15 protein-coding genes and 3 pseudogenes are annotated in these 18066 nt (G+C 63.1%); 11 read left to right on the top strand and 7 right to left on the bottom strand.

Annotation, left to right across the window (positions count from 1 at the left end; genetic code table 11):
- Positions 1 to 4: 4 nt before the first annotated feature.
- Entirely contained in the window at positions 5 to 1186 is a 1182-nt protein-coding gene (locus ACSKB9_RS10955) for an ABC transporter substrate-binding protein (RefSeq protein WP_016847798.1), read from the bottom strand.
- Between the two features lie 146 nt (positions 1187 to 1332).
- On the opposite strand from ACSKB9_RS10955, the gene ACSKB9_RS10950 reads away from it, so the two are divergent.
- Positions 1333 to 1851 carry a DUF3280 domain-containing protein gene (locus ACSKB9_RS10950; RefSeq protein WP_438073090.1) on the top strand — a complete coding sequence of 173 codons (519 nt, stop codon included), beginning with the start codon at positions 1333 to 1335 and terminating at the stop codon, positions 1849 to 1851.
- A 190-nt stretch (positions 1852 to 2041) separates the two neighbouring features.
- Here ACSKB9_RS10950 and fghA read toward each other — a convergent pair whose 3' ends face one another.
- Positions 2042 to 2881, bottom strand: coding sequence for an S-formylglutathione hydrolase (gene fghA / locus ACSKB9_RS10945; protein ID WP_438073088.1), 840 nt, complete (start codon positions 2879 to 2881; stop codon positions 2042 to 2044).
- Positions 2882 to 2911: 30 nt separating this feature from the next.
- Entirely contained in the window at positions 2912 to 3532 is a 621-nt protein-coding gene (locus ACSKB9_RS10940) for a response regulator transcription factor (RefSeq protein WP_168856061.1), read from the bottom strand.
- Between the two features lie 181 nt (positions 3533 to 3713).
- Here ACSKB9_RS10940 and ACSKB9_RS10935 point away from each other — a divergent pair, with 181 nt between their 5' ends.
- A complete protein-coding gene (locus ACSKB9_RS10935; RefSeq protein WP_438073086.1) occupies positions 3714 to 5078 on the top strand; it encodes a histidine kinase in 1365 nt (454 codons plus the stop codon).
- Here the strand turns inward: ACSKB9_RS10935 and ACSKB9_RS10930 are convergent.
- Both ACSKB9_RS10930 and ACSKB9_RS10925 read right to left on the bottom strand, forming a co-directional pair.
- Positions 5075 to 5509: a YkvA family protein gene (locus ACSKB9_RS10930; protein WP_438073085.1), complete on the bottom strand. Its 435-nt coding sequence runs from the start codon at positions 5507 to 5509 to the stop codon at positions 5075 to 5077. The two genes, ACSKB9_RS10935 and ACSKB9_RS10930, sit on opposite strands and share 4 nt — an antisense overlap.
- Positions 5510 to 5539: 30 nt before the next feature.
- A pseudogene (locus ACSKB9_RS10925) lies at positions 5540 to 6515 on the bottom strand (helix-turn-helix domain-containing protein).
- A 420-nt stretch (positions 6516 to 6935) separates the two neighbouring features.
- Here ACSKB9_RS10925 and xoxF5 point away from each other — a divergent pair.
- The 8 genes and pseudogenes from xoxF5 (at position 6936) to ACSKB9_RS10885 (ending at position 15429) form a co-directional block, all read left to right on the top strand.
- The gene (xoxF5, locus tag ACSKB9_RS10920) at positions 6936 to 8741 is read left to right on the top strand and encodes a lanthanide-dependent methanol dehydrogenase XoxF5 (RefSeq protein ID WP_438073083.1); all 1806 of its coding nucleotides are present in this window, start codon (positions 6936 to 6938) and stop codon (positions 8739 to 8741) included.
- Positions 8742 to 8864: 123 nt separating this feature from the next.
- Entirely contained in the window at positions 8865 to 9347 is a 483-nt protein-coding gene (locus ACSKB9_RS10915; RefSeq protein WP_438080153.1) for a c-type cytochrome, methanol metabolism-related, read from the top strand.
- 50 nt (positions 9348 to 9397) lie between these two features.
- Positions 9398 to 10505: pseudogene (locus ACSKB9_RS10910) on the top strand (S-(hydroxymethyl)glutathione dehydrogenase/class III alcohol dehydrogenase).
- 33 nt (positions 10506 to 10538) lie between these two features.
- Positions 10539 to 11103, top strand: a pseudogene (gene gfa / locus ACSKB9_RS10905) (S-(hydroxymethyl)glutathione synthase).
- Between the two features lie 137 nt (positions 11104 to 11240).
- Entirely contained in the window at positions 11241 to 12059 is an 819-nt protein-coding gene (locus ACSKB9_RS10900; protein WP_438073081.1) for a hypothetical protein, read from the top strand.
- Positions 11962 to 12195: a hypothetical protein gene (locus ACSKB9_RS10895; protein WP_438073079.1), complete on the top strand. Its 234-nt coding sequence runs from the start codon at positions 11962 to 11964 to the stop codon at positions 12193 to 12195. Before ACSKB9_RS10900 ends, ACSKB9_RS10895 begins: the two co-directional genes overlap by 98 nt.
- A 309-nt stretch (positions 12196 to 12504) precedes the next feature.
- Positions 12505 to 13644, top strand: coding sequence for an epoxide hydrolase family protein (locus tag ACSKB9_RS10890; RefSeq protein ID WP_438073078.1), 1140 nt, complete (start codon positions 12505 to 12507; stop codon positions 13642 to 13644).
- 66 nt (positions 13645 to 13710) lie between these two features.
- Entirely contained in the window at positions 13711 to 15429 is a 1719-nt protein-coding gene (locus tag ACSKB9_RS10885) for a metallophosphoesterase family protein (RefSeq protein ID WP_438073076.1), read from the top strand.
- Here ACSKB9_RS10885 and ACSKB9_RS10880 read toward each other — a convergent pair.
- Together ACSKB9_RS10880 and ACSKB9_RS10875 are read right to left on the bottom strand one after the other, a co-directional pair.
- Positions 15426 to 16460 (bottom strand): AI-2E family transporter, encoded by a 1035-nt coding sequence (locus tag ACSKB9_RS10880; RefSeq protein WP_438073075.1) that lies wholly within the window; start codon positions 16458 to 16460, stop codon positions 15426 to 15428. The two genes, ACSKB9_RS10885 and ACSKB9_RS10880, sit on opposite strands and share 4 nt — an antisense overlap.
- Before the next feature lie 85 nt (positions 16461 to 16545).
- Positions 16546 to 17010: a GNAT family N-acetyltransferase gene (locus ACSKB9_RS10875; RefSeq protein ID WP_438073073.1), complete on the bottom strand. Its 465-nt coding sequence runs from the start codon at positions 17008 to 17010 to the stop codon at positions 16546 to 16548.
- 291 nt (positions 17011 to 17301) lie between these two features.
- On the opposite strand from ACSKB9_RS10875, the gene ACSKB9_RS10870 reads away from it, so the two are divergent.
- A complete protein-coding gene (locus tag ACSKB9_RS10870) occupies positions 17302 to 17934 on the top strand; it encodes an invasion associated locus B family protein (RefSeq protein ID WP_438073071.1) in 633 nt (210 codons plus the stop codon).
- Positions 17935 to 18066 lie beyond the last annotated feature (132 nt).

The raw sequence follows: 18066 nt of genomic DNA, 5'->3' as shown, positions 1-18066 counted from the left end.
TCCCTCACTGCAGCTTGCACTTCGTTTCAGGCCGGTCAACTCCGAGCGTGTCGAGTTCGGAGACCTGATGCAGGAAACCTTCCTGCGGCGAGACCGAAACAACCATACGACCATCGGCCAGCAGGATCGGCTGGCGAAGCTGCAGATTCCAGTCTCGCAGGGTCAAGCGCGTACCCTTGAAGGCGGCAATCGAGAAATCCTTGCCCTTGAGGAAGGCGATGACCTTCTTTGGGTCCCCCGAATTGGTGCGCGATGTGGCTTCCCCGATCATGCGCGCGGCGGTCCAGGCCTGCATGTCGAGCGCCGTCATGCGGCGCATGTTCAGCTTGACGAAGCGGTTCTGGATCTGGACCGCGCCCCACTGGTCATGCGCCGCGTCCCAGCTGGTCGGCACCAGGCCCGCGGAGCCCGCCACCGGCCGCGGGTCCCAGGTACGGTACGGCAGATAGTTCGCGAACACCTCGCTCTCGTCGGCGGCGACCAGCACGTCGTAAGCCGGCGCCTGCTGCGTGAACACCGGCATCTGGCGCTGGATCAAGGTCACGCCGCTGTCGGTGCGGCGCGCGCCGCCGGTGTCCTCGAAAGTCCGTTCCTGGACGATCTTGGCGCCGAAGCGGGTCGCGGCGCGGCGCAGCGCGTCGGCGTAAAGCTTGTCCTGATCATGCGAGCCGACCACCAGCAGCCAGCGTTTCCACTGCTTCCACACCAGATATTGGCCAAGCGCGTCCGCCAGCATCGAGCGGGTGGGTGCGATGTGGATGACGTTGGCGCGGCAGTCCTGCTCGCGCAGCCGGTCGTCGATTGCGCCGGCGTTGAGCAGCACGGTGCCGCGGTCGCGCAGCGCGTCGGCGACCTTGAGCAGGGCATCGGCCGGTAGGTCGGTGATGATATAGTCGTTGCGTCCGGCGAAGTCGGTCGCGACCTTGGCGACATCGTCGCTGTCCTTGACCTTGACCTCGTCGAGCACGAAGCGCTGATTGAGGAATTTCCCGGTCGTGTTGTTGTCCTCGATCGCAAGGCGCGCGCCGGCGATGCCGTCATTGTCGGCGGGTTGCTCGACCAGCGAGAGCGTCGATTTGACGCCGGCATGGCCGAGATAGCCGATATGAACCTCGACGGGATCAGCCGCCAGCGCGCCGGTCGCTACCATGCTGAGCGCGATCGTGCCGATCAGCCATCGCAACATAACTCCTCCCGCAGTCTTTTTTCACTCGGCATGGCGTTCGGAAATCCGGCTTCCATGCTGTTGACTTGCAAGATGCCGGAATTGGCCTAGCTTGCAACCCCGCTTTTTGTCGTTGCGACGTTACAAATTACGATTGGTTCACAATCATGAGATCAGCGTTTGCCTTCGCCGTTTCTTTGCTGGTGGTGCCTGCGGCGGCAGCGCGCGCCGAGCCGCCCAAGCTCGCGGTGTTCGACCTCGAGATGATCGACACCAGCCTGCAGGGGGAAGTGAGCGGGCCACGCAGTGATGAGCAGGCGCGGCTGCTCCGGGCCGGCGATCAGGTGCGCAAGGAGCTCGCGGACTCCGGCAAGTTCCGCGTGCTCGACATCGCGCCGGTCAATGCTGCGGCGCATGGCAGCAATCTTCAGGCCTGTGGCGGCTGCGATGTGAAGCTGGCCGGCGAACTGGGCGCTGATCTCGTGATGACGGGCGTGGTGCAGAAGGTCTCCAACCTCATCCTCAACATCAATCTCTATTTGCGCGACGTGCGTAGCGGGCAATTGCTGGCGGCGGCGAGCGCCGACATGCGCGGCAACACCGACGAATCCTGGTCGCGTGCCACCGACTACCTCGTGCGCAACCGCCTGCTCGCGCCGAACTACGGCGTGCCGAAGGCGCAGTAGCCTGCGCTCACGAATGGACCTCCCTTATCCTGAGGTGTGAGCTTTGCGGCGCAATTGCGCCGCTGAGCGAGCCTCGAAGGATGAATCGGCTCGGTTACAGCCACACGTAGCAAATTCGGGCCGTGAATCCTTCGAGACCGGCCGCTTCGCGGCCTTCTCAGGATGATGGGATGAACGGACTGCGTGACGCTCACGCCTTCAACCGCGCGGCGTGCCAGCGCAGATGATCGGCCATGAAGGTCGAGATGAAGTAGTAACTGTGATCATAGCCCGGCTGACGCCGCAGGGTGAGGGGGATGTTGGCCTTCTCGCATGCCGCCTTCAGCAATTCGGGCCGCAGCTGCTCGGTGAGAAAGCCGTCGGCATCGCCGTAGTCGACCAGTAGATCGGAGAAGCGGGCACCGTCCTCGATCAGGGCGACGGCGTCATGCTTGCGCCACACTTGCTTGTTGCTGCCGAGATAGCCGCCGAGCGCCTTGTTGCCCCACGGCACCTGCGACGGCGCCACGATCGGAGCAAACGCGCTCGCCGCGCGATAACGATCGGGATAGCGCAGCGCGACCGTCAGCGCGCCATGGCCGCCCATGGAATGACCGAGGATGGACTGCCGCGTCGTGTCGACCGGGAACTGCTCTGCGATCAGCTTGGGCAATTCCTCGGTGACGTAGCTCCACATCCGGTAATTGGTCGCGAAAGGCTGCTCCGTCGCATCGACATAGAAGCCGGCGCCGAGCCCGAAATCGTATGAGTTGGCGGGATCGCCGGGGACGCCTTCGCCGCGCGGGCTGGTGTCGGGCGCGACGAAGATCAGGCCGAGCTCGGCGCATGCCTGGCGGAATTCGCCCTTCTCGGTAACGTTGGCGTGAGTGCAGGTCAGGCCCGACAGATAGGTGACGACGGGCAGTTTTGTGCCAGCAGCATGCTCAGGGACGAACACCGAAAAGGTCATGTCGGTCTTGGTCTCGCGGCTTGGATGCCGATAGACGCCTTGCGTGCCGCCATGCGACTTGTTCTGGGAAACCGTCTGCATTGTCGTATTCCTCTTGGTTGGAGCGCTGCGTCAGGCGACGCCGCTCTCGATCGCCAGCCGCACCAGCTCTGCCGAAGTGCGCACGCCAAGCTTCTGGCGCATGATCGATGACGTATTTGCGACCGTCTTGTATGATGAATGCACCAGCCAGGCGATCTCCGACAGGCTCTTGCCTGAGCTGAGCAGGCGCAGGATCTCCATCTCGCGTGAAGTGAGCTTGGAGAGCGGATTTTGCGCAAAGCCCGGCCGCGCAAACGCCACGTTGCGCGCGATCGCTGGCGGCAGATAGACGCCGCCATTGCCGACCTCGCGCACTGCTTCCACCAGATCGTTGGGATCGCCGGTCTTCGAAACGTAACCCTTGGCGCCGATGTCGATGGCGCGGGCGGCGAACACCGGGTCATCGTTCATGCTGAACATGATGAGGCGCGCAGACCCATCATGCGTCAGGATGCGGCGCGCCAGCTCGAAGCCGGAGACCGTCGGCAGGTTGATGTCGATCACGCAGAGATCGGGCTTCTCCGCGACGAACGCCCGTTCGCCGCTTTCGGCATCCGCCGCTTCCAGCAGCGTGATCTCGGGATCGTCGGCGAACACCGTGCGGCAACCGGAGGCAACGATGGGATGATCATCAACGATCAGAATGCGCATGGCGTTGTTCCGGCGACCTGCTTCGATTCACTCATCATCACGTTGGTTTGCGCGAAGGACAGGTCGGTTCCGACCGGTTGTGCACCTCGTGCGGGATTGCGATAGGGTGCGATTAGATAGCCGGGCAAATTTGGCTGTCAACGATCCTCTCGGAGGAGGGATCGCGGTCGGGGGCAACGTCATGTGGCAAAAGCTATCCTTGCGCGCGCGGATCAACCTGCTGCTGGCGCTGATCCTGGCACTTGGCCTCGGCATCAATATTGCGCGGCTCGTGCTGGAAGCGGGGCCGCGTGTCCAGGCCGAGGACCAGAGCGTGATCCGCCTGGCGCGTGAATTCGTTGCGACGATCGTGGCCGGTCTCGACGAGGCGCCGGATCCCGATGCGCGGCTCGATCAGATCGTCCAGGACCTGAGCCGGCTGCGTCACGTCAGCATCACGCGGCAGGATGGCGCGACCGCAAAATCTCCTGATCGGCCCGAGGGCGCCGGCGATCCGCGCGCTCCGCCGCAGTGGTTCGTCGCGCTGGTTCATCCCGAGCAGACCTCGGTGCGGGTGCCGATCTCGGTGCACGGCAAGCCGCAATCGCTGGTCATCACCTCGCATCCCGACGATGAAATCGCCGAGATCTGGGACGGCATCGTCACCCAGCTCGAGGTCGGCTCCGCCATCGCAGTGGCGCTGCTTCTGGTCACCATGCTGGTGGTCGGCCGCGCGCTGGCGCCGCTGGAGGCACTGTCGCAGGCCATGACCGACATCGAGGCCGGGGACTACGACGCACGCGTCGAGCCCGGCGGATCGCCGGAATTGGCCGCGATCTGTGCCAAACTGAACCATTTGGCGGCGACCCTTGGCGATGCCGTGGAGGGCAAGCGGCAGCTCGCCGAGCGTGCGGTCTCGCTACAGGATTCCGAGCGCAAGGAGATCGCGCGCGAATTGCACGATGAGTTCGGGCCCTATCTGTTTGCCTTGCGCGCGCATGCCGGTGCGCTGACCCGGCTGTCGGAAGTCGAAAAGCCGGACCCTGCGGCGTTGCGCAAGCACGGCAATGCCATCCTCGAGCAGGTCAACGCGCTCCAGCAGTTCACGCGCCGGATCCTGGAGCGATTGCGGCCGGTCGGACTGGCCGAGCTCGGGCTGGCGGAAGCGCTCGGCGCGCTGGTGCGGCTATGGAGCGAAACGCACCCGGAGGTGGAGATCGAGAGCCGCATCTCGTCGGCGCTCGGCGATACCGGCGAGATGGCCGACCTCACGATCTATCGCATAGTCCAGGAGGCGCTCACCAACGTGTTCCGCCATGCCGGCGCGACGGCGGTCGATATCACGATCGAACCGGCGGACCGGCAGGCCGGCCTGCGCGGTAGCCGCGACTGCGCGCTCGTGCGGGTTCGCGACAATGGCCGCGGCCTGCTGAGGGACCACAGGCTTGGCCGCGGTTTGACCGGGATGCAGGAGCGGATCCTCGCGCTTGGCGGCACGCTTAACATCAATTCCGGCGATGATGGCGTGACGGTCGAGGCGCTCGTGCCAAAGGCCGCACAGTCCTAGACGATTGGCTGTTGCCAATATCTGAAAGCCGCCCAAGCCAGCCCCGCCGCGCCGGCGATCCAGAGCACGACGATCGCGATCATTCCCGCCCGGCTGGTCGGACGCTGCAAGACGGCGCCGGCCTTGGCACGGCATTCCGTCATCGCCTCGTCCGGCACGAGCGAGATCGCAAGCCAGATGCCGAGCGGCAGCAGGATCAGATCATCGAGATAGCCGATCACCGGAATGAAATCCGGGATCAGATCGATGGGAGACAGCGCATAGGCTGCGACGGCGACGGCAAGGGCCTTGGCATACCAGGGTACGCGCGGATCACGCGATGCGAGATACAGCGCAACGCTGTCCCGTTTGAGGTTGCGTGCCCAAACCTTGATCGAGGACAGCTTGATTGAGGACAACTTGGTTGGAGAAAGTCCGTTGGCGGACGGCATGGCGCAACGCCTGCACGTCGGATGGAACCGCTATTCCAGCACCACATCGGCCGGCATACCGCCGTGCAGGCCCTTGTGGACGGAGGAGGGCGCGATGCCGAAATACTTCCGGAAGACGCGGCTGAAATGCGACGAGCTCGAGAAGCCCCAGGAGAACGCGACGTCGGTGATGGTCTTGCCGTTCTGGGACTCCAGCTCCTGCCGGCAGTTCTGCAGCCGGGCCTTCCAGATGTAGTCGCTGACCGTCATGCCGCGATCGCTGAACAGCATGTGCAGATAGCGCTTCGAGCAACCAAGCGCCGCGGAAATGCGGTCGATGCAGAGATCCGGATCGCGCAGATGCTCGCGGATGAAGCCCTGGGCACGCACATAGGTGGCCTCGGCGCTGCCGCGGTCGAACATGGCGCCAGTCTCGCGCAGCGGCAACAGCAGCAAGTTCGATCAGCGCATCAGCCACGCCGACGGCGTTGACCGGCGTCAGCGTCGGTGCCTCGCCGAAGGCGGCATGGACGAAATCATAGGCGATGCGGCCGGTGCCGTTGCGCGCCGACAGCTTGCACGGCGCCATCTTGGAGAGCTGGAAGCCGCGCTCCTTGAGCAGGTCCTTTGGAACGATGACGACCTCATGCCGCGTCAGCGACGGACTGATGATGGTGTGCGGACACGACACGTCGTAGGCGAAGCAGTCGCCCGGCATGATGTCGAAGTGCAGGCCGTCCTGCTCGAAATGCGAGACGCCGTGGGTCTGGAATACGATCTTGATGTAGGGGTGCTCGCTCAGCTTGATGCGCGAGATGGTATGCGCGATCCGGTGCTGGCTTGCCTCGATCTGACACAGCTTCAGGCGCGATACCGTCGTGAAATTGACCCGGGCTTCGAGCGAGGATCCTTCCAGCGCATCGACGTCGAACTGGCCGCAAAGGTCAGTGAGCGCATCCGACCAGCGCTGGATCTGCCGCTTGGGCGTCAATCCGTTCGTGCTGAGAGAATGGACTGTATCGGACATCTTTCCAGCCACCGATTCGATCCCCACGTGACTGCTCACCGAGCTTAAGTCTGGCCCGGGATGATGCGCCTTCTCCCTGATTCTGAATAGCTTAGGGAGGCGGCGGGATTTCTTCCCGGTTAATGTCGGGTGATCCTCCGACTTAGTTCTGGGCTCGTCAAGCGCAACCTTAGCACGCGTCAATCTGGCATCCGGATCGCGCCGGCCGCGATTGATGCCCTGCAACATGAAGCAAGCTTTCCAGCCAATTCAGGGCCGGGCGACAAAAATCTGACGAAGCTTCGCTTTTGAGCAAACGGCTCTTCTCTTCTGGGCAAGTCAGCGCGCTTCGAGAGGACTATGACTGGGGCACCAAAATGGAAGAAGTGGGGCCGTTTCGGCGGAAACCCTTGAGCTCTTGAACCTGGGAGGAAATCCACGATGCGCAAGATGCTTTACGCGACCGGTCTTGGGGCAATGGCGGTATTTGCCGCCGGAGCGGCCAACGCCAATGACGAACTCCACAAGATGTCGCAGAACCCGAAAGACTGGGTGATGCCGGCCGGAGACTACGCCAATCAGCGTTACTCCAAGCTGAATCAGATCAACGCCTCGAACGTCGGAAAATTGCAGGTCGCCTGGACGTTTTCGACCGGCGTGCTGCGCGGCCACGAGGGTGGCCCGCTGATCGTCGGCAACATCATGTACGTCCACACCCCGTTCCCAAACAAGGTCTATGCTCTTGACCTTTCGCAGGACAACAAGATCGTCTGGAAGTACGAACCGAAGCAGGATCCGAACGTCATTCCGGTGATGTGCTGCGACACGGTCAACCGTGGCGTTGCCTATGGCGACGGCAAGATCTTCCTGCACCAGGCCGACACCACGCTGGTGGCGCTCGATGCCAAGACCGGCAAGGTGGAATGGACGGTGAAGAACGGCGATCCCAGCAAGGGCTCGACCGGCACCTCCGCGCCGCTGGTGGTCAAGGACAAGGTGCTGCTCGGCATCTCCGGCGGCGAGTTCGGCGTCCAGGCTCATGTGACCGCTTACGACATCAAGACCGGCAAGCAGGTCTGGCGCGGCTTCTCGGAAGGCCCGGATGACCAGCTCCTGGTCGACGACAAGACCACCGAGCTCGGCAAGCCGATCGGCAAGGATTCGAGCTTGAAGACCTGGCAGGGCGATCAGTGGAAGATCGGCGGGGGCGCGACCTGGGGCTGGATCTCCTACGATCCCGAACTGAACCTCGTCGATCATGGGTCGGGCAATCCCTCGACCTGGAATCCGAAGCAGCGTCCCGGCGACAACAAGTGGTCGATGACGATCTGGGCGCGCAACCCGGATACCGGCGTCGCCAAGTGGGTCTACCAGATGACGCCCCATGACGAATGGGACTATGACGGCGTCAACGAGATGATCCTCTCGGATCAGACGATCGACGGCAAGGCGCGCAAGCTGCTGACGCATTTCGATCGCAACGGCCTCGGCTACACGCTCGATCGCGCCACCGGCGAACTGCTGGTCGCCGAGAAGTATGATCCGAAGGTGAACTGGACCTCCGGCGTCGACATGAAGAAGGACTCGCCGACCTATGGTCGTCCGAAGGTTCTTGATGCCGCGTCGACCGACAAGGCCGGCGAGGACGTCAACGTGAAGGGCATCTGCCCGGCAGCGCTCGGCTCGAAGGACGAGCAGCCCGCAGCCTACTCGCCGGACACACAGCTGTTCTACGTGCCGACCAACCACGTCTGCATGGACTACGAGCCGTTCAAAGTGAGCTACACCGCAGGTCAGCCCTATGTCGGCGCGACGCTGTCGATGTATCCGCCTCCCGGTGAGACCAACATGGGCAACTTCATCGCCTGGGACGGCAAGACCGGCAAGATCGTGTGGTCGAACAAGGAGCAGTTCTCGGTCTGGTCGGGTGCGCTCGCGACCGCCGGCGGCGTGGTCTTCTACGGCACGCTGGAAGGCTACCTGAAGGCTGTCGACGCCAAGACGGGCAAGGAGCTCTACAAGTTCAAGACCCCGTCCGGCATCATCGGCAACGTCACCACCTATGAGCATGGCGGCAAGCAGTACGTCGCCATTCTGTCGGGTGTTGGCGGTTGGGCAGGCATCGGCCTCGCGGCTGGTCTGACTGATCCGACGGCCGGTCTCGGTGCAGTCGGCGGCTATGCCGCGCTGAGCAACTACACTGCGCTCGGCGGAACGCTCACCGTGTTCTCGCTGCCGCAGCAGTGAGCTGAGCAACCTCGTTCCGGCGCATGGAGCGATCTCCATGCGCCGGTCCGTCTTCAATCTGCACGCGAGGATATGCTTTTGCGTAAGATCTGGTTTGTGAGTGCTGCGATCTTTGTCGTGGCAATGGGTGGAGTTGCCTCCGCCGAGGACGCTGGCGACCCGACCGCCGTCAAGTCCGAGGACGGCAAGTATCTCGACAAGGATGGAAACCCGACGTTCAAGGTTACGGCCGACGGCACGACGGACTGGTACACCTACTCCGGCTATCGCCGCTATCATTCGGAGTGCCACGTCTGCCACGGCCCCGACGGCATGGGATCGACCTATGCGCCGGCGCTGGCGAATTCGCTGAAGACCATGAGCTACGCGGATTTCATGGGCGTGGTCGCGAGCGGACGCAAGAACGTTTCCACGGCGCAGGAGAACGTGATGCCGGCGTTCGGCGATAACCCCAACGTTGCCTGCTACATGGACGACCTCTATGTCTACCTGCGCGCCCGCGCCAATGACGCGGTTGGGCGTGTTCGGCCGGCCAAGCACGAAGACAAGTCGGAAGCCTATGGAAAGACGGAAGACGCCTGCATGGGGCACAACGACAAGAAGTGAGCCCGTCCGGTACGAACGAGAAACCTGTTTGACGTTTTGTGGAGACCAAGATGAAGACCCGCGCCGCAGTCGCATTTGAAGCAAAGAAGCCGCTTGAGATCGTCGAGCTCGATCTGGAGGGCCCCAAGGCCGGCGAGGTCCTGGTCGAGATCAAGGCGACGGGCATCTGTCACACCGATGCCTACACGCTCGACGGCTTCGACAGCGAGGGCATCTTTCCCTCGATCCTCGGGCACGAAGGTGCAGGCATCGTTCGCGAGGTCGGCGCCGGCGTGACGTCGGTCAAGCCTGGCGATCATGTGATCCCGCTCTACACGCCGGAATGCCGGCAGTGCAAAAGCTGCCTGAGCCAGAAGACCAATCTCTGCACCGCGATCCGCGCCACCCAGGGCAAGGGCGTGATGCCCGACGGCACCTCGCGGTTCAGCTACAAGGGCAAGACGGTCTTCCACTATATGGGCTGCTCGACCTTCTCGAACTTCACCGTGCTGCCCGAGATCGCGGTGGCCAAGATTTGCGAGGACGCGCCGTTCGACAAGAGCTGCTACATCGGCTGCGGCGTCACCACCGGTGTCGGCGCGGTCGTCAACACCGCCAAGGTGACGCCGGGCTCCAACGTGGTCGTGTTCGGCCTCGGCGGCATCGGCCTCAACGTGATCCAGGGCGCCAAGATGGTCGGCGCCGACAAGATCATCGGCGTCGACATCGATGACTCCAGGAAGCCTGGGCAAGCAGTTCGGCATGACGCATTTCGTCAACCCGACCAAGGTTTCCGGCGACATCGTCCAGCACCTGGTGGGCCTGACCGATGGCGGTGCCGACTACACCTTCGACTGCACCGGCAACACCAACGTGATGCGGCAGGCGCTGGAAGCCTGCCATCGCGGCTGGGGCGTCTCGGTGGTGATCGGTGTCGCGGAGTTCAGGCAAGGAGATCGCGACCCGGCCGTTCCAGCTTGTCACCGGACGGGTCTGGAAGGGTACCGCGTTCGGCGGCGCGCGCGGCCGCACCGACGTGCCGAAGATCGTCGACTGGTACATGGGCGGAAAGATCCAGATCGATCCGATGATCACCCACGTGCTGAAACTCGACGAGATCAACAAGGGCTTCGACCTGATGCACGAGGGAAATCGATCCGTTCGGTCGTCGTATTCTGAAATCAAAACACCAAGCACTAGGAGGATAGGTCAATGACTGTTCATATCCACCCGTCGGTCGACAATGGCGTCAAGCAAGGCTCCGGCAGTTTTGCCGGCGGCACGCTGGTCTGCAAATGCGCGGACAAGCCGGTCAAGGTCGGCATCAAGGGCGACGTCGCCCACAACCATGCCTGCGGCTGCACCAAGTGCTGGAAGCCTTCGGGCGCCACCTTCTCGGTGGTCGCGGTGGTGCCGCGCGAGAATGTCACCGTGCTGGAGAACGGCGACAAGCTGAAGATCGTCGATGCGGCGGCGGTGATCCAGCGCCATGCCTGCACGGGATGCGGCACCCACATGTACGGCCGGATCGAGAACAAGGGCCATCCGTTCTATGGCCTCGATTTCATCCATCCCGAGCTGTTCCAGGAGTCCGGCTCGGCTGCGCCCGGATTTGCCGCCTTCGTGTCGTCGGTGATCGAGTCCGGCGTCAAGCCGTCCGATATGGCCGGGATCAGGTCGCGGCTCAAGGAGCTTGGGCTCGAGCCGTATGCACTGCCTGTCGCCGCCGCTGATGGACGCGATCGCCACCCACGTGGCGAAGTCCAAGGCGGCCTGACGACGGCACCGTGACAAAGGCGGCCTGACCGGCTCGCCTTGACGAGATCCTGCGCCGGCAGAGGATCTGCCGGCGAGGGATATGCTGGTAGTACCCGTGACCTTGAACCTTGCATGCCCTGCGGACGACCACAGGGCATGCATTTTATTTTCCGCTTTGCCCTCGTCCTTTCCCCGATCCTGCTGCTTTCGCCGGCCCGCGCCGCGTCGCCGGAAGACCGCTATATCGCCGCGCGTGACGCCGCGATCGCCAAATTCGCCAAGCTGTCGAACGACAACAAGATCAATGAGGTCGTCGACAAGGCCGAGGCGGCCGCGCGCGACGAGCTGAAGGGGCAGCTGACGGCCATCCTGTCACAGCCCGCCCGGCCGGGCTTTGCTCCCGCCCAGCTCAACCTCGACACTCTATACAAGGGCGATATGGGGTTCGGCATGCTGGACGGCCTGCGCTTCGATGCCGACACCGGCAGGGATGGGGCGAAGATCGGAGAAAAGCGTGCCGACGGCAGCCTCGTCGAGCCGAAAGCCCATATCATCGTCACCACCGAGCCTCTGTTCACGCGCTGGCTGCACGAACACAAGACCTGGTGGGACAAGGGCAGCAAGAACGTGCCGCAGCAGATCGATGCCGCCCTGAAGTTCGAGGGCCTCTACACCCAGGCGATCTCGACCGATGCCGCGGTGGTCAATTTCGACGACCTGCCCATCGCCAAGCCGGCGTCGGCCACGCTGGCTTACGGCTTCCTGGCCGGCCGCACCCGCGGATTCGTTCCCCGACGAGGCCGACGAGGTGTTCGTGGCGGCGCTCGCCGGCGGCAAGATGTATGTCGCCTATGGCGAGATCGAGCCGGCGGTGCAAGTGCCGGCCTGCACCGCGATCCGAACCGACTACAACAAGAAGGCCGATGCGGCGGCCGAGAGGCTCGAGCGCAAGCAGATCACCAGGCAGGCCTATGACAAGCTCGGTGACCTGCGCCAGCAGGGCGAGGATGCGTTCAAGCGCTGCTTCACCGAGCGCGCGCCGCAACAGCCGGCCTTCGCCGCGGCCACCGGGCAGGCCCAGGCGCTGCTCGAGGCGGCGATCGGCAAATAGCTCGGCGAGCTATTGACCAGCGGCAATCCCAACCTCAGCACGGCATCTTGTCTGTCATGGATGCTAATCAGATAGATTGCCACAACAAGCTCCGTCCTCTGCGACATCAGCGCTTCGATCGCCTGCGCGTGATGTCGATCTATTGTGGCCGATGTCTTAGCAAGATCGCGGTGCCGATAATGGTTCTTGTCGTCAGATTTCGCGGCTAGTCGTGCAGGGTTCGTGCAGGCGAGGTTTGCGGCGCGGGGTTTGATCGGCGACCCGCGCCAGCCTATCTTCCCCGAAAGTTCAGCATCCCGTGGAGACGCCATGACCGCCATCAGTCCGTTCCGCATCGCCGTCAGCGACGATGTCCTCGAGGATCTGCGTAGTCGGCTGCGCCGGACCCGCTGGCCGGAAGCCGAGCTGGTCGACGACTGGAGCCAGGGCGCGCCGCTGCAATGGATCAAGGACGTCTGCCATTATTGGGCCGAGACCTATGACTGGCGGCAGCGCGAGGCGCGGCTCAACCGCTTCAGCCAGTTCACCACCGAAATCGACGGGCTCGACATCCACTTCATTCATGTCCGCTCGAAGCATCCGGAGGCGCGGGCCTTGATCATCACCCATGGCTGGCCGGGATCGGTGGTCGAATTCCACAAGGTGATCGAGCCGCTGACCGATCCCGTGGCCCATGGCGGCCGCGCGGCCGATGCCTTCCACGTGGTGTGCCCGTCATTGCCGGGCTTCGGCTTCTCGGCCAAGCCTATCGCGAGCGGCTGGGGCGTCGACCGGATCGCCAAATCCTGGGCCGTCCTGATGCAGCGGCTCGGCTACGCCAACTATTTCGCGCAAGGCGGCGACTGGGGCTCCGCGGTCACGACCGCGATCGGCGGACAGGATGCTGCGCATTGCGCCGGCATTCACATTACGCTTGCGATGTCGACCCGGCCCAATGTCGAGGGGCAGCCGACGCCGGAGGAGACGAGGGCGCTCAACGGCATCAAATATTATGCCGACTGGGATTCCGGCTACTCCAAGCAGCAATCCACCCGGCCGCAGACGCTAGGCTATGGCCTGACGGATTCCCCGAGCGGGCAGGCGGCCTGGATCCTGGAAAAATTCTGGGCCTGGACCGATTGCGACGGCCATCCGGAAAACATCCTCAGCCGCGACGAACTGCTCGACAACGTCATGCTGTACTGGGTCACCGCGACGGCTGCGTCGTCGGCGCGGCTCTATTGGGAAAGCTTTGGGCCGGGCAAGCGAACCCAGCACAAGGTGAGCGTGCCGACCGGCGTTGCCGTGTTCCCCAAGGAGATCGTCACGCCGGTTCGCAAATGGATGGAGACAAACTTCACCAACATCCAGCACTGGAGCGAGATGCCGAAAGGGGGACATTTCTCGGCATTCGAGCAGCCCGAGCTGTTCGTCGGCGAGGTGCGCGAGTTCTTCGGGAAGCTGCGCTAAGCCTGACGCGTATGTTGGTCTGAAGCGGTTTGTGACAGAATGCACCGTGCAACGGAGGACGTCGGCGTGCTGCTTGATCCCCGCCTCGGCGACTTTGAGGACAATGCCGCCAGCCCGGAACAGCGTTCGTTGTTCGCGATCGTGGGTAGCCTTCTGGTTGAGATAAGCCCGGCGAAACTGTTGTTCGCCTGGACGGTCTCGCTTCTGCTTCCGGGCGTACTGCTCGGCCTTGCGCCACTGGTCGCATCCGCCTGGATTTCGAGCCTTTCGCAACACGCTCTTGCCCTGTCCGAAGTGGGCGCCGTGCTGGCGCTGGTTGTGATCGCAGCGTTGGGATGGCTCGGCGGACGACCGCTGCTTCAAATCGCGGAAACAAGCTTCTGGTCGCTGAACGCGCTCGCGGTCCAACCGAGTTATGCTTTCACACGCGAGGCGCTGGGCCATCTGGCGGAGCTGCTTTGGCGCACCGGCGCGACTCCTGCCTCTCGCACGAGGCTGCGCCGCGGTTGCTCGGTCGGCGCCGGCATACTGCTCTCCGCGGGGGCGGCATTGATCGCGGCCCTGGCCTGGCCTGCCTCGCAATGGACTGCGACCGTCAATGACCTTGTTCTGATCCATCGTCTGGTGTTGCCGACGTTCGCGAACGCCGTGGTGCTGGTGTCCTGCTATCTTGCGGTCGCGTCACTGGCCTGGAGCGTGGCCGACGCCAGTATGGAACAACCGGCCGACCTGGCCGGATTCGACGCGACTCCGTCCGGAGGCCGCTGCTGGCGCCTTGCGCATCTGTCCGATCTTCACGTGGTCGGCGAGCGGTACGGTTTCCGTATTGAAAGCGGGACCGGCGGTCCGCAGGGAAACGAGCACTTCAATCGCGTGTTGGCTCGCCTTGCCGAAATTCACACAGTTGATCCGCTCGACCATGTGCTTATCAGCGGCGATATGACGGACGCCGGCCGGCCCGGCGAATGGGCGGAATTTCTCGATGCATTGGCAGCTCATCCCGAGCTTGCAGCACGCATCATCATGCTTCCGGGCAATCATGACGTTAACGTCGTGGATCGTGCCAATCCTGCGCGCCTCGACCTGCCGTTCAGCCCAGGCAAGCGGCTACGGCAGATGCGTACCCTGTCGGCGATCGCGGCCGTCCAGGGCGATCGCGTGCGCGTCATCGACGGTTCCGGCAAACCGTCGGCCACGTTGAACCAGGCGCTCGCCCCTTATCATGATCGGATAACACAATTTGCGCAGCATGGGGGCGTGCGCCGCGCAGCGGCGCTCCGTGGCCTGTTCGATGATCAATTCCCAATGATCCTGCCGCCGGACCAGGACGGTAGCCTCGGGATCGCCATTCTCAACTCCAACGCCGAAACCCACTTCTCCTTCACCAACGCGCTCGGTTTGGTTTCGGAAGCGCAAACGCGGCGGTTGGAGGCTGCGATCCGTCATTTTCCGACGGCATGCTGGACCATCGCGTTACATCATCACGTGATGGAATATCCCATGCCGGTGAAGACATTTGCCGAGCGCATTGGGACAGCCTTGATCAACGGCAGCTGGTTTGTACGCAGGTTGCAAAGGTTTTCCGATCGCTCGGTGGTGATGCACGGTCACAGGCATATCGACTGGATCGGTACATGTGGTGCGTCGAGGATCGTCTCGGCCCCGTCGCCGGTGATGGGGGCCGACGATGCAGCCAGCTATTTCTATATCCACAAAATGATGGTCGGCCCGGACCGGAAGCTCTGCCTCGCCGAGCCCGAGCGGGTTGAGATTGCCGCAAGCTAGGACGCTTCCGGCTTGTCTTGGTGCGATCCGCCACACAGATCGGCTATCCATGCGGCCGACGGACTCTCGGCACAGAAGGTCAGAATAGCGAGCGTGATCGGCACGCCGATGAAGGTCCCAAACAGGCCCCAAAGCGAGCTCCAGAAGAAGATCGCAAACAGCACCAGAAACGGCGAGATCGACAACGTCGAGCCGGCCACCCGCGGTTCGATATAGCTGCCGACCACGAACTGGATGACGTTGAGGCAGGCGAACACGCCAAACACCGCGGGCCAGCTCTCGAACTGCGTCATGGCCAGCAGCGTGGGGAACAGCGTCGCGATGAAAGGACCGACGAAAGGAACGTAGTTGAGGACAAAGGCGATCACGCCCCATTCGAATGCGAATGGCAGCCCGGTCACGGCGGCGAACAGGCCGACCAAGAGACCCGTGACCGCGCTCATCTGCGTCCGCACCAGCATATATTTGCGAAACTTGGCGGCCGTCGCTTTGCTGCCCTTGAGCAGGACGCGCGCAGCTGTGCGATTCTCCAGCCGCTGGATTCGTCGACCAGCGTCGTCGACCTCGAGAAGTCCCAGCACGACATAGACCAGCGCGATGAGCCAGAAACTCAACGTGGTGTTGACGCGCCCCGTGACGTATTGCGTGGTGCGCAGCAGCCAGCCGACATTGAAATGCTCCGCCCAGACGCCGGCGAACGAGACGCCATGGCCGTCGAGCCAGATCACCGCGGCATCGTAGAAGGCCTGATACCGCGCCGCATCCGCAATCAAGGAGCGCCCGACGCGGCCGAACCCCCATGCTGCCAGCGAGGCAAACGCGATGCAGGTGGCAACCGTAACAACGACGGTAATGGCGAGCGCGAGGAGTTTCGGCAGCCACGACTGCAGCCGTTGCTGAACGGGCCAGACGATCGCGATGATGAACAGGGCGGCCGCAAGCGGGGCGAGCACGCTGCGCGCCTGAGCCACCGCCGCAATGACCAGTACCGCGGCGATGATGCCGGTCGTGATCTTCAACCCGCCAGCCATCCTTGGACTACCCGATCTCCGTGAACGCAGAGATTGTCAGTCTGTCTCGTAGCGCGACAGGACCGGCAATGGATCTGCGGAGCAGCTACAGCAATCCTCGATAGATCCCCGGCGCGGAGCCTTCGATGGCCACCGCGCCGACAGCTTTCGTATAGAATTCCGCCGGCCCGACGCCGCCGATGATGGCGTAACCGAAACCCTGGTGTTTCATGTCCTCGAGGCAGGCAAACAGCAGCGCCTTGCCGATTCCGCCCTGCTGCGCCTTCGGCGCGACACCGGTCGGACCAAAGAAGTTGCGACAGGCCGCGTCGTGGCAGGCGAATCCGAGGATCTTCTTTTGCTGGATCGCGATGAAGCAGGAGACGGGTTGGCGGCTGAACGCGACCTCGGTTTCGCTGGCCCACGCCTCGCTGAATGTCTCCCGCACCCAGGCCACAACCTTGTGCTTTTCCGGGGCGAGCGCGCGGCGCATGACAATTCCGGCCTTGAGCAATCGATCGTATGCGGACCGGGAATCGGGTAGGGCGTAGAGCTTGACGAGCATGTCCATCCGGCGAGCTTAGTTGAAAACGCGCCCCGTGGGCAAATCACGGGAGCAAGGTGGCGGCGCCGGACTACCATTTGCGTTGTTGCTTGTTCGCGGTCCTGGCTTCACGTGCAATTGCCCAGAAATACCCGCCGCAGAACGCAACAATCGCAACAATCACACCGGCGGCGATCAGCTCTTGCATATCAGCGGCTCTCCACGTAGACGTATCTCGTTCACGTGGGAATTATACCCACGAATACGCCGACGAAGAGGCAAATCGGTTTCGGGACGTAACGAGGCGGAGTGAATGCAATGGTGACGGTCAGCGCAGCAGACAGGCGTCTTCGGGCGATCGTTGCTCTCGTCGTCATGGTCGGCGTCGGTTCGGCGCAAGCCGCCCGAACTCCCGATGTGTCGGATGCGAGTGGGAGCACCGTCTCCATGCCGATCGACACACGGAGCCAGACGTCCGCGATGGACGGCGTGGTCCGCGCCGTCCAACTTCCCAAGGGCGCTTCCGCGATCAGCGAGACCTACGGAGACTGGATCGTCAAATGCCAGCTCGACGGCGGGGCCAAGCTGTGTACCCTCGGGCAGACACAGCTCGCCAAGGAAACCAATCAGCAAATCTTCGCCATCGAACTGATTCCCAGGGACGGAAAGGCCGAAGGCAACATCTTGATGCCGTTCGGGCTGAAGTTCGACGCCGGGGCCGTCCTCAAGCTTGACGGCAAGAATTTGGAGCAGACGCGCTTCACCACCTGCACGGCGCAAGGCTGCTTGCTGCCGGTATCCTTTTCCGCGGTCGTGACCGACACCATCAGCAGGGCCAAAATGCTCACCGTTGCCGCACAGAGCATCAGCAACGGGCAGGCTGTCGTCTTTAACGTCCCCCTCAACGGCTTCGCCGCGGCGCTGGAGCGCACCATTCAGCTCGGAAGCTGAGCGGCACGACGTTCCGCGCCCACCGCACGATGGCTGCGACAAATCACCCCGACGGGCAAAATCCCGCTTCCGTCGTCGGGCAAATCAGTGATCCAATTCCGCCCGTCTCACCCGATTGAGGGGCGCTTCGCG

The sequence above is a fragment of the Bradyrhizobium sp. BR 1433 genome, assembly GCF_051547665.1.
GTDB classification, from domain to species: domain Bacteria; phylum Pseudomonadota; class Alphaproteobacteria; order Rhizobiales; family Xanthobacteraceae; genus Bradyrhizobium; species Bradyrhizobium australafricanum.
Note: the sequence above shows the minus strand (reverse complement) of the source record. Positions and strands in the feature narration are given on the sequence as shown.

Coding starts and splice junctions, on each gene's coding strand:
- ACSKB9_RS10955 (WP_016847798.1), bottom strand. CDS start 1,186: ATGTTGCGATGGCTGATCGGCACGATCGCGCTCAGCATGGTAGCGACC.
- ACSKB9_RS10950 (WP_438073090.1), top strand. CDS start 1,333: ATGAGATCAGCGTTTGCCTTCGCCGTTTCTTTGCTGGTGGTGCCTGCG.
- fghA (WP_438073088.1), bottom strand. CDS start 2,881: ATGCAGACGGTTTCCCAGAACAAGTCGCATGGCGGCACGCAAGGCGTC.
- ACSKB9_RS10940 (WP_168856061.1), bottom strand. CDS start 3,532: ATGCGCATTCTGATCGTTGATGATCATCCCATCGTTGCCTCCGGTTGC.
- ACSKB9_RS10935 (WP_438073086.1), top strand. CDS start 3,714: ATGTGGCAAAAGCTATCCTTGCGCGCGCGGATCAACCTGCTGCTGGCG.
- ACSKB9_RS10930 (WP_438073085.1), bottom strand. CDS start 5,509: ATGCCGTCCGCCAACGGACTTTCTCCAACCAAGTTGTCCTCAATCAAG.
- xoxF5 (WP_438073083.1), top strand. CDS start 6,936: ATGCGCAAGATGCTTTACGCGACCGGTCTTGGGGCAATGGCGGTATTT.
- ACSKB9_RS10915 (WP_438080153.1), top strand. CDS start 8,865: ATGGGTGGAGTTGCCTCCGCCGAGGACGCTGGCGACCCGACCGCCGTC.
- ACSKB9_RS10900 (WP_438073081.1), top strand. CDS start 11,241: ATGCATTTTATTTTCCGCTTTGCCCTCGTCCTTTCCCCGATCCTGCTG.
- ACSKB9_RS10890 (WP_438073078.1), top strand. CDS start 12,505: ATGACCGCCATCAGTCCGTTCCGCATCGCCGTCAGCGACGATGTCCTC.
- ACSKB9_RS10880 (WP_438073075.1), bottom strand. CDS start 16,460: ATGGCTGGCGGGTTGAAGATCACGACCGGCATCATCGCCGCGGTACTG.
- ACSKB9_RS10875 (WP_438073073.1), bottom strand. CDS start 17,010: ATGGACATGCTCGTCAAGCTCTACGCCCTACCCGATTCCCGGTCCGCA.
- ACSKB9_RS10870 (WP_438073071.1), top strand. CDS start 17,302: ATGGTGACGGTCAGCGCAGCAGACAGGCGTCTTCGGGCGATCGTTGCT.